Annotated in this window: 10 protein-coding genes; all 10 read right to left on the bottom strand. The window is 35.7% G+C overall.

What is annotated here, in order from left to right:
- Positions 1 to 2: 2 nt before the first annotated feature.
- The 10 genes from LC814_RS03045 to LC814_RS03000 all read right to left on the bottom strand — a co-directional run bounded on the left by LC814_RS03045 (position 3) and on the right by LC814_RS03000 (position 15,195).
- A complete protein-coding gene (locus tag LC814_RS03045; RefSeq protein WP_226064885.1) occupies positions 3 to 2,441 on the bottom strand; it encodes a DUF5686 family protein in 2,439 nt (812 codons plus the stop codon).
- Between the two features lie 68 nt (positions 2,442 to 2,509).
- Positions 2,510 to 4,600: an ATP-dependent DNA helicase RecG gene (recG, locus tag LC814_RS03040; RefSeq protein WP_226064884.1), complete on the bottom strand. Its 2,091-nt coding sequence runs from the start codon at positions 4,598 to 4,600 to the stop codon at positions 2,510 to 2,512.
- Between the two features lie 106 nt (positions 4,601 to 4,706).
- The gene (locus LC814_RS03035; RefSeq protein WP_226064883.1) at positions 4,707 to 5,240 is read right to left on the bottom strand and encodes a thioredoxin family protein; all 534 of its coding nucleotides are present in this window, start codon (positions 5,238 to 5,240) and stop codon (positions 4,707 to 4,709) included.
- Between the two features lie 38 nt (positions 5,241 to 5,278).
- Positions 5,279 to 6,790, bottom strand: coding sequence for a peptide MFS transporter (locus LC814_RS03030; RefSeq protein ID WP_226064882.1), 1,512 nt, complete (start codon positions 6,788 to 6,790; stop codon positions 5,279 to 5,281).
- Positions 6,791 to 6,931: 141 nt separating this feature from the next.
- Entirely contained in the window at positions 6,932 to 8,437 is a 1,506-nt protein-coding gene (locus LC814_RS03025; RefSeq protein WP_226064881.1) for a peptide MFS transporter, read from the bottom strand.
- A gap of 133 nt (positions 8,438 to 8,570) precedes the next feature.
- Positions 8,571 to 10,250: a peptide MFS transporter gene (locus LC814_RS03020; protein ID WP_226064880.1), complete on the bottom strand. Its 1,680-nt coding sequence runs from the start codon at positions 10,248 to 10,250 to the stop codon at positions 8,571 to 8,573.
- 47 nt (positions 10,251 to 10,297) lie between these two features.
- Positions 10,298 to 11,050 (bottom strand): LytR/AlgR family response regulator transcription factor, encoded by a 753-nt coding sequence (locus LC814_RS03015; protein WP_226064879.1) that lies wholly within the window; start codon positions 11,048 to 11,050, stop codon positions 10,298 to 10,300.
- Positions 11,047 to 12,054, bottom strand: coding sequence for a sensor histidine kinase (locus tag LC814_RS03010; RefSeq protein ID WP_226064878.1), 1,008 nt, complete (start codon positions 12,052 to 12,054; stop codon positions 11,047 to 11,049). Before LC814_RS03010 ends, LC814_RS03015 begins: the two co-directional genes overlap by 4 nt.
- 55 nt (positions 12,055 to 12,109) lie before the next feature.
- Positions 12,110 to 12,841, bottom strand: a complete 732-nt coding sequence (locus tag LC814_RS03005; RefSeq protein ID WP_226064877.1) for a hypothetical protein — start codon at positions 12,839 to 12,841, stop codon at positions 12,110 to 12,112.
- A gap of 227 nt (positions 12,842 to 13,068) precedes the next feature.
- The gene (locus LC814_RS03000; RefSeq protein ID WP_226064876.1) at positions 13,069 to 15,195 is read right to left on the bottom strand and encodes a S9 family peptidase; all 2,127 of its coding nucleotides are present in this window, start codon (positions 15,193 to 15,195) and stop codon (positions 13,069 to 13,071) included.
- Positions 15,196 to 15,293: the final 98 nt, after the last annotated feature.

Raw genomic sequence — 15,293 nt, 5'->3', positions numbered from 1 at the left:
TGTTAAAATCCTAATAAACTTAATTTAAGTTGGATCGCAAAATTATCTTTGAATGAATCTGTAGCGTAATGACCTACGCGGTAAAAGAGACCTAAATCGAAAGGTGTTCCTAAAATGTGGTTGGTTTCGAAACCGATTTCCTGATAAAGATGATCTAGTTTTTCGAATTTAAACTGATGAAATTCTGGATTTTTCATATCACCGATAATTCCTTTGTAAAGTAAATTAAAACTGGAAGTGGTTTTCCCGATCGTTCGGAAGTAGTAGGGAATTCGGTGTGTAAAATAATATCCGACAAATTTATCATTGTAATATTTCCCCCCTTCCATAGTTGCAAAGCCAAGATAAGAAGTAAAGTTGAAATTTAAAGAACTGTTGCTACTTCCCAAACCATTGATCGCAAACTGGTGCCAAATCGGAGCTTCACCCGTAGTTAATCCGGAATAAACGCGCACGCCGGTAAGTCCGGTCTTCGTTTTAAACTGATGTTGGGCTAGAATATCAAATCTGCTGAAGTTGAAATCTCCGCCAAACGTTTTTAAAGCTTGCTCATAATTAAAATAAAATTCCGGATAATTCTGTTCGTACGTGAGTTTTCCAGAAGGTGTCATCATACTTTTCGACCGCGGCGTATATCTTAAAGTAAGTTTAGTCGCAAAATTTTCAAACTGGGAACCTAGATTTTTGAAATTATAATCAAATTTTGATTCTTCCTGGTCTTTCTTCGCAGATAATCTAAGGGTTAATACATTGGTGAGATCATTTTCGTAGGAAAATTTAAAACCTTTATAACCGTAAAATTGATCATTATTCAAATCGATTCCGGAATTCATAATTTTCATTTTAAAGTTCCATAAATCTTCATTAAATCTTCCGGCCGCCACAACATCATCGTAATATTCTGCACGGAAAAAAGAGGTTTTTTCTAAAGTTGTTTTCACATCGAGTCCAGCGCCGTATTTCCAGGTATGATCCTTAAATCCGTAAGCGAAATAAGCATCTGGTGATAGGTATTTATTAAATTTCTCATTCATTTTAATGCCTGCACCCAGGCGAACTCCTTCATATTGATTGTACTTAATGATTTGAAGTGCATCAACATCTACTTTCCCCAGACTTATTTTTCCATCGAGCAAACCGCTGACGATATTAAGTTTCTGATCCAGTTTATATTTCTTTCCGACACTGTCAATTTTGGTATAAGTCATTCGCTCCCTTGCTGTTAAAGAATCTGTTCGGTATTGGTCGAGCGTTGAACCATCGGAATTTTTTACAGATAATGAATAGCCTGCAAAATTCTTTTGATCGAGTTCCTGATTTGCTTTAAAATCGAAATAATCTGCCATTACGTAAACATAGTTCCCAAATTTTTGTTTATCAACGGGTTTATTGTTCTCAGATTTATCGTCTGATTTTTCCTTTTTGAACTTGGTCGCACCCATTTTCAGTTTCAAATTCTCCTTGAGGAGAAACCATTTGTTATCAATTGGCGTCCAAATGCTCGTAATTGTCCCCTCGCTTTTAACTTTGCTGTTGCTTTCAATTTTTTTAAGACCGTAGTTTTCTGCGTCGACATAAATGTAGCCATTGTACTTTCTTCTTTCAATGGGTTTTTTATAATCAACCTGACGAAAGCGGATCACATAGTTTTTACGTCCTTCGATATTTATGCTATCGGTAAGAAAGAAGCGATAAAGGGATCGATTTTCCTCCCTAATTTCTCGGGGAATTCGATTACGATTTGATCGTAGGGCAAGTAATTCATAAACAGGTTGTTGAAGCCCTGAAATTCGATTATCGAGTATATTTACTTTTTCGCCATATTTCTTTGAAAAAAGAAATTCAGACGCACGTTCCCATAAAAATAATTTACTCTGACCCATCAATTTCATGACGTTTACACTTTCCAGAGAATCTTTCTTTTTATCAGAAGACTGTATGGTAACCGGAAGTGATTTTAAGGAATCCAATCTATTTTCTAAATATTGATTGTACTGCTTTATACTGTCTTCATCAAAGTCGAAAGATATTTTTTCGTACGATTTAAAGATATAAGAATCTAGACTTTTTGGGGAATTGTCTTTATAATTTTCATTAACTTTTTGAAGAATATTGAGCGCGCGAGGATCACTTTTATCGGCAATTATAACGCCTTCAATGGACTGTGTTTTTGGGTCGGTTTTAGACAAAGCAATTTCCATAACCTTATCAACAACAACATCATCTGCATAATAACCTGATGCTTTTACGGAAACTTTGTTGCATTTTGTTTTGAAATTTAAAACTCCGTTTTTATCTGTTTTACCAATTAATTTATTGTTACAGGATATTTCTGCATTGAGCAGGGGCAAGCGATCGCCCGTTCCTAAAACCGTAATTTTTGACTGGCCAAATAGCGCAATTGAGAAAAGAAGTAAAATGGAGAATAAACATTTTTTCATAGTAAGCAAAAGTATTCAAAAAAATAACAGAAAGTGAGTTGATGTGTATTTATTATTACGAAAATTTCCTAGGAAATCCGTCCCCATTTATTTTTTCCCTTATACTGTTTGCCATAATAGGTACGCAATTCGAAATTTGCAGAATGTTCTAAATGTGGATCGGCGGTAAGCAAATCTTCTACGGCACTTTTTGCTACTTTAATAATTGTAGAATCTGTAATTAAATCTAATTTTTTAAAATCTACGACACCGCTTTGTTGTGTTCCGAGAATATCACCAGGACCGCGTAATTTCATATCAACTTCAGATATTTTAAAACCGTCATTGGTTTCTACCATTGTTTTCATCCGGGTTCGCGTATCGCTGGAAAGTTTATCGGAAGTAACCAAAATGCAATAACTCTGCTCTGCACCACGACCGACACGTCCGCGAAGTTGATGAAGCTGTGAAAGGCCAAACCTTTCCGCACTTTCAATGATCATCACTGAGGCGTTGGGAACATTTACACCAACTTCAATCACCGTGGTAGCTACCATAATTTGGGCATCTCCGGAAGCAAAATATTTCATAGCCATTTCTTTTTCGGCAGGTTTCATTCGTCCATGAAGCATGGTGACATTGTAACCTTCGTAAAACTCCAGAATATGATCAAAATTCTCCAATAAATTTTTATAATCTAATTTTTCTGATTCTTCAATCAAAGGATATACAAAATAAATCTGTCTTCCTTTTTCGATTTCTTCTTTGGCAAACCGGAAGATGGTGAGCCGATCTTTTTCACGACGGTGAGCCGTGATAATAGGTTTTCGGCCGACTGGCAATTCATCAATTACAGAAACATCTAAATCACTGTAAAAACTCATAGCCAGAGTGCGTGGAATCGGAGTGGCGGTCATTACCAATATGTGCGGGGGAATTTTATTTTTTGCCCATAATTTCGCACGTTGTGCTACACCAAACCGATGCTGTTCATCGATGATGGCCAAACCAAGACTTTTAAACTGTACGATATCTTCTAAAACCGCATGAGTACCAACCAAAATAGAAAGCTCGCCGCTGAATAATTCCTGATGGATGATTTTACGGTCAGAAGTTTTAGTAGAACCGGTAAGCAAACGGACTTTAATTTCCGATTTTTCTAAAAGTTCCTGAAGCGAATTGAAGTGTTGCTGTGCTAAAATTTCTGTGGGTGCCATAAAACAGCTCTGGAAACCATTATCAAGTGCAATAAGCATCGCCAGCAGAGCAACCATTGTTTTCCCCGAACCTACATCGCCTTGCAGCAGTCGGTTCATCTGAATGGGCTTTTTCATATCCGTTCTAATTTCCTTCAGCACGCGCTTTTGTGCGTTTGTTAATTCAAATGGAATTTGGTGATTGTAGAAGTGGTTAAAATTATCCCCAATCTTAGGGAAAGGATTTCCGATTACTGAGGTCTTATGATGCTGTTTTTTTAGACCGTACCCTAATTGAAAAAAGAAAGCTTCTTCAAATTTGATTCGTTTTTCGGCATGTTTAAAGTGAAATACATCTTTTGGAAAATGAATATTATACAATGCCTGCAGTCGCCCGATGAGTTTTAATTTTTTTAATAATGTTTCCGGCAGATTTTCCTGCGTTAAATTGGGGAGATTTTTAAGAATCTCAACTAAAACAGTTTGAAAAAATTTATTGTTAATTCCGCGCTTCGATAATTTTTCACTTCCCGGATAAATAGGAAGTAAACTGCCGGAAATTGCTTTCTTTTCATCGACTTCTATTTCGGGATGAGGCATTGATAAATTGCCGTTAAACTCATTAATTTTCCCAAAAATAAAGATTTCCTGATTGAGCGGTATCTGCTCTTTCATCCACTTAGAATACCGAAACCAAACAATTTCCAGCGTTCCCGACTGATCTCGGAATTTAGCGGTTAACCTTTTTTGACCTTTTCCATAAACGACCTCCTGGATATCGGTGACTTTACCTTTGAGCTGAATTTCATTTTCAAAATCGCCCTTTAAATCAGCAATCAGATGAACTTTACTTTTATCAATGTATCGCAAAGGGTAGAAGGTGAGGAAATCGTATACGGTTGAAAAACCCAGCACATTTTTGATGAACTTGGCTCTTTCTGGACCGATTCCCTTTAAAAATTCTATTGGAGTTTCGAGAGTCACTAATTTATTTTACTGATAGTTTCTGATTGGTAGCGAATTTCGACAAAATAGAAAAGACTTCCAAAATTAATTTGAAAGTCTTTTATCATTTATCAATATTAGAGAGCTAGTCTTTTATTTTAGATTTAAATTTTTTCTGATAGCTTTCCCACTGATCACGGGTCGTAATTTTTTTAAAGTCATCTTTAGCAATGAAATTCAAATAGGGTTCAAGTTCTCTTGCCGTAAGTGCACCATGTAGAATCGTAATCGGATTTCCTTCTTCATTTAAAAAAACGACGGACGGGACAGCATTTACGTTCATATATTTTGTAAACTCATGCATCGTATTTTTATTTTTTCCGACAATAAACCCCGGATTATTGAAAGTTCTACCAAATACGGTAACACTGTCCCTGCCTTCTGCATTAAATTTAACCGGGTAATAATTTTCATTTATATATTTGGAAATCACTTGATGATCAAAAGTGCTTTTTTCCATTTTTTGACAGTTGGAGCACCAATCTGCATAAAAATCGATTAAAATTTTCTTTGGATTTTGGGCTTGTGCCGTAAGTGCTTGATCTAAGGTTAGCCAGGTAACTTGCGCGAAAGTCAAAGTTGAACTGAGTATAAAAAGGAAGAGGATAATTTTTTTCATTGTGGGTTTTGATTCATATTTTGAAGGAATGTTAAATGTTATCTTACTTCGCGCATCAATTTTTTCACTAATGGTGATATTAATATTAATACAATTCCGGCAATTACAGCATACAACCCTAATTCTTTGTAACCAGACGTGTAAGCTGTTAATTTTTCGATGTTGGTAGCATCTTCGCGAGCTGTTGCCATATTCGCGCCAATTAAACCTGCTACATATTGCCCGTAAGCTGACGCCAGAAACCATAAACCCATCATCATTCCTTGTAATTTTTGCGTAGACAATTTTGTCATAATAGAAAGTCCGATCGGGGAGAGGCACATTTCCCCGAGTGTTATGATAAATAATGCAATGGTGAAAAGACTTAAGGAGGTTACACCCGCTGCATTAGCAAAAAATTTCGTGGCATAAATAGCATAAAAACCTAATCCCAAAAAGATAAATCCTAAACCAAATTTAATGATGGTATTCGGTTCCAATTTCTTTTTGCTCAGCCAAATCCAAAGTAAACCAATAGGAACGGCAACCAGCAGAATGAAAAATGCACCTCCGGAATTATTCACTCCATTTGGATCTAAGCCTAATAAATCATTGTTTAAGTTATGAGCAGCGAATATACTCAGTGAACCGCCACTTTGTTCATAAATTCCCCAGAAAATAATGGAAAAGAGAATGAATATTAAGGCTGCGAAAAGTTTGCTTCTTTCTGGTTTAGTGACTTTAGACATTTCAAAAAAGAGGTAAATTAAAGTCAAGGGTCCCACCGTATACATGAAATAATCAGTGTATTCTGTTTTTGCAACCATGATCATAATCATGGGGATGAAAAGTATAGAAAGTGCATAAACGCCATATTCTTTCCATTTTTCCAATGAAACGACCTCTCCATTGGCAAGTACTTTCTGAGGTGGTAAACCGATTGGTCCTAATGTTTTTTGAGTAAATACGAAATTTATCAAACTGATTACCATCACCACGGCAGCTAAACCGAATGCGACATTCCAGCGCAATGCTTCAGGAATTAGATGAGATAATAATTCTCCTTTTCCAATGGCGATACAAAGATATCCACCAAGTAGTGCTCCTAAATTAATTCCGGCATAAAAGAGCGAGAAACCTGCATCAGTTCGATTGTCGCCACTTTTGTAAAGTTTCCCAACCATTGTGGATATATTTGGTTTAAAGAAACCTGTTCCCACCACCGTAAATGAAATACCTAAAAAGAAAAATTGGTGCGGATCTGCGGCTAAAATTAAACTTCCAATAATCATTAAAAAACCGCCCCAGAATAGCGATTTTCTAAATCCTAATATTTTATCGGCAAATAAACCACCAACAAATGTAAAGGCATACACAAAAGCTTGGGTGGCACCATACTGAAGGTTCGCATCTTTCTCATCGAGATTTAACTGTGAAATCATGAAGAAAACAAGCATTCCCCGCATACCGTAGAAACAAAAGCGTTCCCACATTTCGGAGAAGAAAAGAGACCATATCTGTTTTGGATATTTCCCTTTGAAATCCTGTATTTGATCAAGTGTAAGACTCATATTGTTGTGTAAGTAGAATTGTGGTAAAAATACTATTAAGGAAGGTTCTTTTAAAATATCATCCTTAAAATTAGAACACACGAAAATAGAAAAAACCACCGAATAATCGATGGTTTTTTATGTTAATTTAAAATAGCAAAATTAGTTTACACCGTGCATTTTCTTTTCTAACCAACGGCTCATTGCGAATAGAATTGCTGCTGCAACACCACACATTACAATAAACACCAAGAAGAAATCGAAAAGACTCGCAATTTGGAATCCTAAGAATGACGTTACTTTCGCTCCAGATCCTTCTTCGCCTGTTCCCGGGATTAACGCCGAAAGAGTTCCTGCAAATTTGTTAGCTGCTGCATTTGCTAAGAACCAAGTTCCCATTAATAATGAAGAAAAACGAAGTGGTGACAATTTAGAAACCATTGATAATCCAATAGGTGATAAGCAAAGTTCTCCCATCGTGTGAATAACGTACAATGCGATCAACCAGAACATAGACACTTTGTCCATCGCGCCCATTCCGTAAACTGCAAATGCGATAACAACATATCCCAAAGCTACTAAAGCCAAACCAATTGCCATTTTCTTAGGTGAAGAAGGTTCTTTACCTCTATTTCCCAAATTTAACCAAAGGGAAGAAAATAGTGGCGCCAATAGGATAATAGCCAGTGGATTTACTGATTGGAAATAACTTGCAGGCATTTCCCACCCGAAAATCGTACGGTCGGTTTGTCTGTCTGCGAAGATTGTTAATGATGCTCCAGCTTGCTCAAATGCGCCCCAGAAAAAGATCACAAAGAAGGCGAGGATGAATATGACCATAATTCGATCACGTTCTTCTTTCGTAAGTCCTTTATCTGTTAAAACGAGAAGCGGCATTAGAATCATGGCTCCATATATTAAATACCCAATGATATCTAAATCACTTTTAAACATAGTTTTAAAGTTCATGAAGAAGAAGATCATTGCAATTGCGCCGGCGACCATCCCAAACTGAGCGATTCCAAATTTATTGGTTGGTAAACCTATAGGTTCATTATTTCCATCAACCAATAATTTATTTTTCTGCAACATGAAGGTAATTAAACCGATAATCATTCCGATTCCAGCAGCTAAAAATCCCCATTTAAAATCAACTTTTTCTGCCAACGTTCCTGCAATTAGCGGCGCGAAGAAGGCTCCTAAGTTGATCCCCATGTAGAAAATAGTGAAGGCTGAATCTACTCGGCGATCGCCTTTTGGATACAATTGACCAACCATTGTTGAAATATTTGGTTTAAAGAATCCATTTCCAATAATCAGAAGGGTAAGACCAACCCACATTAATGTGATGGCGTTCGTACCAGAAGTTGACGCTGAAAAGAACATAAAGAATTGACCAAGTGCCATTAAGACTCCTCCAATTTCAATACTTCGTCTGTTTCCTAAAAAACGGTCAGATAAATAACCTCCTAAAAGTGGTGTTAAATATACCAATCCGGTATAACTACCATAAATTTCGGATGCTTCTGCATCACCCATTAAGAGCATTTTCGTCATATACAGAACAAAGATTGCCCGCATTCCGTAATAGCTGAAACGCTCCCACATTTCAGTCATGAACAAAAGGTACAATCCCTTCGGGTGGCCTTTCTGTACTGCTGTATCCATAATTTTTAAGTGTTAATTATTTGTTAAGATTAGCAAATATAGTTTTTTTTGCGTTTTTACAAAGACATTTCACAACTTTAAACAAAAAAACCGCAGAATAATTCTGCGGTTTCATTTTTATTGGATATTAAAATTAGTTGACTCCTTTTTCTTTCATGATTTTATTTAATCTTTTCAAAATAGATAAACCGAGTAAAGTGGCAAGCAACAGTAGCCCGAAATTTACAATAAAGAAGTTCGCTTTATTATCATATTCATACCAGAAACTCGCCAGTACACCCGAAAGTTTGTTACCGATGGAGGTAGAAAGAAAGAATCCGCCCATCATCAAAGCTGTAATTCGGGGTGGTGAAAGTTTTGAAACCAAGGAGAGACCCATTGGTGATAACATTAATTCACCCAGGGTTATGACTCCGTAGGAGGCAATTAGCCAAATTGCGGAAACTTTAATTAAGCCGTTATCACCGGCATAAACCGCACCGACCATTACCAGGCAGGATAAGGCCGAAATAAAGAGTCCTAAAACAATTTTTGATGGAGTAGTTGGTTCTTTCCCTTTTCGGCGCAGGAGCATAAAGAAACCAACCACTACTGGAGTTAATATAATTACCCAGCCTGGATTAATAGATTGAAAAAGCTCCGTATTGTAAAGTGCGACTTCCGTTTCTGGATTGGCTTGAAGCGCAGCTTTTTCCTTTTCAGAAATATTGCGGAAATAAATATCTGGAGCCTGTTCTTTCATCGGTTCCCCATTCGCATCTTTTACTGCTCTGTACTGATCATCGTAGACTGAAACTTCTTTCATTTCATAGGTTTTACCCTGAACACCATCCTTACCATCAATTAAATTAATGGCTCGCAAAGGTTCAATTAAAGGAGCAGGTATGGACCGATCTGTATAATTCTTTGCCCAACGGGTTAGAGCGGTTCCGTTTTGTTTGAATACAGCCCAAAACATGACACTCACCGCAAAAATCGCCAGCAGTGCTCCGATTGGCCTTTTGTCCTCTGAATTTGCTTTAACATAGAGCATTACATAAAAGTAGATGACCGGAATACAAGCGAAAATAAAGGCGTCGGTAGAATCACTTCCAAAAATATTGTTGGGAATCATCCACCCAATAAATCCTGCGACGATTGCCGGTAAGAAAACTTTTAACAAAACATCAGAAATTTTAGTATCACCTTCCTGAGACGGTTTCAAAATATTGGCTTGTAAAATATGTTTTCTTCCCATCGTGAAAACGATTAGACCAATAAACATTCCTACACCAGCGGTCATAAATGCTGGTCCCCAACCGTATTTGTTACGCATAAATGCTGCGATAATATTACATATAAATGCGCCAATATTAATTCCCATATAAAAAATATTGTAGCCGGCATCCTTATTTTCCTTGTAAGGTTCCTCGTTATAAAGATTACCGAGAAGGGTAGAAATGCTTGGTTTAAAGAAACCATTTCCCAGGATCACAAGTCCTAAAGAAGCATAAAATAGCGGAAGTTCTTTAAAAAGACCAACGCCAAGATATCCAAGTCCCATCAAAATACCGCCGATGTAGATGGCTTTGATATAACCCAAAACTTTATCGGCCAAAAATCCACCCAAAAAAGGCGTGAGATAGGTTAAGGCGATGAAAGTTCCGAAAATATCATCTGCACTTTTATCATTGAAGGCGAGACCACCTTTTTCACTGTCGATCATATAAAGCACGAAAATTCCTAAGATCAGGTAATATCCGAAGCGCTCCCACATTTCCGTAAAAAATAAATACGGCAATCCTTTCGGATGTTTACTGGTCGATTTTTCCATAGATTTTTAATTTTCTCAAAAATAGGATTTTTAATTGAATACCAAAATCATTCGATCCATTTGCGGAATTCTGGTGTAGAAGACGCACTTGTTATGAGTTTTGTTTTTACATTTTTGAGTTTAATGGAAAGTCGATCGCCAAAATAAGGTTCGATCTTTTCGATAAAGTTGATGTTTACAATTTCACCCCGATTGATCTGAAAAAATATTTTTGGATCTAACTCTTCAGCCAAATCGGCAAGTTTATAGCGAAATTCATGTTCCTTACCCAAATCATCTACTGCAATTAATTTTCCTGAATTCGAAAGGATCGCAACCGTTTTCTCCGTGTTCAAAATTTGAATTTCTGCGGAAGTTCTTATGATAATCCTTTCCTTAAATCGCTTTGTTTTTTGATGAAGTAATTCAGAAATGCTTTTCCAATCCGGAGATTTCTCTGCATTGGTTAAAGTTTTAAACTTATCCATGGCGTGCGAAAATCGCTCATAACTTATGGGTTTCAACAGATAACCAATTCCGTTCACCTCAAAAGCATCCTGATAAAAATTGTTATAAGCCGTAGTAAATATGATTGGTGAAGTAATGATATTTTCTTTCAATAAAGAAAAAACATTGCCATCTAAAAGCTCGATATCGCTAAAAACCAAGTTAACCTGACCATTTTTCAAAATCCATTCCCGGGTTTTCTCTTTGCTTTTTAAGTATGCCACAATTTCAATTGAAACATCATATTTTTTCAGATGTTCAGTGATGATTTCTGCGTTTAGCTCTTCATCTTCAATGATTATAACTTTCATCATATTAAAGGAATTTCCACGGTGTAAAGTGTTTCAGATAGTTTGAAATTTACTTTTTTACCGAAATTTAATTCATAACTTTTTTGAAGAAATTGGTTTCCAACTCCAGAACCAGCTGTAAAATCTACAGGTTTGTAATCATTAGAAATAATGATAAAATTTTCATTTCGGCTTATATTAATTTTTAAAGGATTCTCCTCCGATCCGCGGTTGTGCTTAATTGCGTTTTCTACGCAAAGCTGTAATGCGCAGGGAAGAATAAAGCCATTTTCGTCATTAATGTTAATTTCGAAGGTGTAAGCAGACCGAAATCTTTTGGTCATTAAAGCGATATATTTAGTCAGAAAATCTAATTCTTCTTTTAAAGTCACCAATTCCTTTCCGCTATGATTTAAATAGTAGCGATAAACATCAGAAAAATCGTCAATAAAACCTTCAACTTCTGTTGGGTTTTTCTTAACCAATCCAGCCAGGACGCTTAAATTATTGAAAAGAAAGTGCGGCTCTAGATTTTTTTGTAAAATTTTGTACTGCAGAATTTCCTTTTCTTTTTCCGTATTCTGAAGATTTATTTTGGTCTGTGCACTTTCTTGAAAATAAAAATAAGCCAAAGAAAGTCCACTAATGTAAAGATGAAAAATCACTGTCGTAAAAACAAAATTTCCCACCAACATATTGAAATCGGTTCCCAGATCAAAAATAAGAAAACGCTGAACTGGGTAATAAATACTTTGCAAAATTGCATAAATAATAATCGATAAAACGAAAGCAGAAGCAATTCTGGAAAACTTTGTCAAGTGAATCTTAGAAGTGATTTTCCAGGCGATAAGTGTACTTACTAAGGAAATGATACATGAAATAATCCCGAAAATATGCGTTGGAATTTTAAAGAAATCGATGTCTCCAAATCGTCTTGTAATATGTAAAACGTAGGTTTGAATCGTATTGATGATTACGATAAAAAGCAAAACAAGCAGAGAATTGAGGATCAGTTTTTTGGTGCTCATAATTGGAAAATCAAAAATGGGTATTTTTCCCGAAAGATAATACCCAATTTATATTTTATTTAGTTTCGGTAAGGAGAAAATCCTTCACTTCCCCTTTTTCATTAAAGGTTTGGATTTTCGGTTCACCTTTTTCATCGACATAAACCATTAATTTCGGTTGACCGTTTTGATCTGCGATGAATAAACCTTGGGAATTACCAGTAGTTTTACCTAAAAATAAAAGTTTATTACTTCCCTGATTTTTAGAAATTTCCCGCAATTTTTCTTTTCTCAATTTTTCATCTGTGATCTTTTCAGCGTCTGCATAAGCTTTATTTCGGGCGTCAATTCCTTCCAGACTTTTAAAACTATTTACTGAAAAACCACGTTCAGAAGTCATTTTATCTCCTTTAATGGATTCATTATTTAAAATTTGAATGACTTGGTCGTCTCTATATTGATCCATCGTGATGGACATTCCGTTTTTTATACTTCCGTCGGTTCTTTTTTTATTCTCATATATTAAACCGCCGCATTCATCTCCCAAATCATTGAAGAAAATCATTCCAGCTTGTCGTTCGCGTTTCTCCCAATCTTTACCATTCATTCTTCCAGAATGTTGCAATTCTTTGTTAGAAATAACCATTCGAATAGTTCCATCTTTTTCGATGATGTTGATTCTTTTGACATTTATTTCGTCAAAATTTTCAATTTTTCTTTCCAATCGAAAGGAATTTAAAACGGTGAAAAGCATTAATGTTAATCCGAAGATCACCATTCCCAAAGGCATTTTAATCGTTGTTTTCATAATATTTTTATTTTGTTTTATATTGATGGAGTAAAGATATTTCAGGAAAACCGTTTTTGAAAGCGAGATGAAGTGAGTTCAAGAAAATAGAAAATGAAATCGGGGAAAATTGAAATAAGAGTTTTGTACTATTTTGAAATCTGATAATTTCATGGAATGTAGTCTCCAAATTTTGACACAAAAAAACCACTCAATTTTGAGTGGTTTTAATCTTAAGACAAATATTTCTATAAATTTTCCAGGATAAAATTGGTCATTTTTTCATACAACTGAGGTCTTGTATTTCCACCAAAAATTCCGTGGTTTTTATCGGGATATGCCATAAATTCAAATTGTTTTTTGTTTTGAATTAAAGCTTCTGAAAACTCCATTGAGTTTTGAAAATGCACATTGTCATCGGCTGTTCCGTGAATTAACAGAAATTTACCTTTTAATAGTTGTGCGTAGTTTGTCGGCGAATTATCATCATAACCTGCGGGATTTTCCTGGGGCGTTCTCATAAATCTTTCCGTGTAAACAGAGTCATAATATCTCCAATTCGTTACTGGTGCAACTGCGATTCCTGTTTTGAAAACATCGGCACCTTTAGTCAAAGCTAAACTCGCCATATAACCTCCGAAACTCCAACCGAAAATTCCGATTCTGTCTTTGTTGATGTACGACTGTTTTCCGAACCATTTTGCTGCAGCAATCTGATCTTCAATTTCATATTTACCTAAATTTAAATACGTCACTTTTTTATACTCAGTTCCTTTGTAGCCGGTACCACGACCGTCTACACAAGCGACAATATAACCTTGCTGAACCAGGTGATTGAACCAAAATCCATTTCCCTGATCCCAGGAATTTGTCACTTGCTGCGACCCTGGTCCGGAATATTGAAACATAAATAATGGATATTTTTTATTTGGATCGAAATCTTTCGGTTTCATAATCCAGGCATTCATTTGATCGCCAACTTCATTAGGAATGGTGAAAAATTCTTTCGTCGCCATGTTGTCAGCCTCCAGTTTTTTTAACTGTTCCTCATTGTTCTGAAGTTCCTTTAGTGTTTTGCCATTTCCATCTTTCAAGACATAGGTGTAAGGTTTGGCTGCGGAAGAAGATGTTTCAATAAAGTAGTTATAATTTTGACTGAAATTTGCACTATTTGTTCCGGCTTTTTCAGAAAGTATAGTGATTTTACCAGTATTGATATTTACTTTGGAAACGACTTTATTAATGCTTCCATTTTGCGTTGTTTGTATAAAAACTTCTTTCGTTCGCGGGCTGTATCCGTAATAATTGGTTACTTCCCAGTTTCCTTTTGTAATTTGTTTTTTCAGCTTTCCGTTTTGGTCGTACCAATATAAGTGTCTGTTTCCATCGCGTTCTGCGCCCCAAATAAATGAGTTGTCATCTAAAAATTCCAAGGTTACATCATCAGTATCAATCCACCTTTTATCAGATTCTGTAAATAGTTTGGTAATATTTCCGGTTTTGGTATTTACCTTTAAAACATCTGAGGCATTTTGCAATCTTTCAGAAGTGATCAAAATAATTTCATCAGCTTTTGCCGTGTGATAAACATTGGGAATATAATAATTTTTATAATTGGATAAATTGAGTGCAATTGTTTTTGCATTGTCCAATCGATAAAGTTGTGCTGAAACTATTGAGTTTTTTTCACCTGCTTTTGGATATTTAAAACGCATTTCCGAAGGGTAGAGCTGTTTTCCGTAAATTGGGATCGACATTTCCGGAACTTCGGATTCGTTAGATTTTACAAATACAATTGCGTCTGAATTTTTTGTCCACTCGTACAATCGCGCATGTCCAAATTCTTCTTCATAAACCCAATCTGCAAGACCGTTTAGTATTTGATTCTTTTTTCCGTCTTCAGTTATTTTCACAATTTCCCCAGAATTTAAATCCTGATAAAAAAGATTGTTATCTGCCACAAAAGCAACCTTACTTCCGTCCGGCGAAAAGGTAGGTTCTTGCACAAAATTACCTTCGTTCAGTTGCAAGCTTTTTCCTGTTTTGATATCCCGCACTTCATATTTTCCGAAAAACGAATGTCTGTAAATTGGCTGACTGTCTTTTAATAGTAAAATTTTAGATTCATCATCATTAAAAATATATGACTGAAAACTTCCTTCCACGATATTGCCATCTTTTTTGGTTGTTTTATAAGAGTATTTTGCAATTCCGCCGGGTTCAATGATTACATAATTCTCCCCGTTTTTAAGAGAAGAAATTCCAGAGATTCCCTTGCCACGATAATATCCTGAATAAATTTTATCTAAAGTTATGGTTTGGGAAAAGAAAGATATTGAAGCTAAAAGCGAGAGCGAAATGAAGATTTTTTTCATAATATTTTTGATAAGTTTTCAAAGATAACAAATTTCCGAAAATGGTGTAAACTTCTATGAACAGTATCTTGGCAATATTATTGATGTACGTTCACGAA

The sequence above is a fragment of the Kaistella polysaccharea genome (assembly GCF_020410745.1).
GTDB lineage: Bacteria > Bacteroidota > Bacteroidia > Flavobacteriales > Weeksellaceae > Kaistella > Kaistella polysaccharea.
Note: the sequence above shows the minus strand (reverse complement) of the source record. Positions and strands in the feature narration are given on the sequence as shown.

Excerpts from the sequence above, each read along its gene's own strand:
- LC814_RS03045 (WP_226064885.1), bottom strand. The coding sequence starts at position 2,441 with ATGAAAAAATGTTTATTCTCCATTTTACTTCTTTTCTCAATTGCGCTA.
- LC814_RS03035 (WP_226064883.1), bottom strand. The coding sequence starts at position 5,240 with ATGAAAAAAATTATCCTCTTCCTTTTTATACTCAGTTCAACTTTGACT.
- LC814_RS03030 (WP_226064882.1), bottom strand. The coding sequence starts at position 6,790 with ATGAGTCTTACACTTGATCAAATACAGGATTTCAAAGGGAAATATCCA.
- LC814_RS03025 (WP_226064881.1), bottom strand. The coding sequence starts at position 8,437 with ATGGATACAGCAGTACAGAAAGGCCACCCGAAGGGATTGTACCTTTTG.
- LC814_RS03020 (WP_226064880.1), bottom strand. The coding sequence starts at position 10,250 with ATGGAAAAATCGACCAGTAAACATCCGAAAGGATTGCCGTATTTATTT.
- LC814_RS03015 (WP_226064879.1), bottom strand. The coding sequence starts at position 11,050 with ATGATGAAAGTTATAATCATTGAAGATGAAGAGCTAAACGCAGAAATC.
- LC814_RS03010 (WP_226064878.1), bottom strand. The coding sequence starts at position 12,054 with ATGAGCACCAAAAAACTGATCCTCAATTCTCTGCTTGTTTTGCTTTTT.
- LC814_RS03005 (WP_226064877.1), bottom strand. The coding sequence starts at position 12,841 with ATGAAAACAACGATTAAAATGCCTTTGGGAATGGTGATCTTCGGATTA.
- LC814_RS03000 (WP_226064876.1), bottom strand. The coding sequence starts at position 15,195 with ATGAAAAAAATCTTCATTTCGCTCTCGCTTTTAGCTTCAATATCTTTC.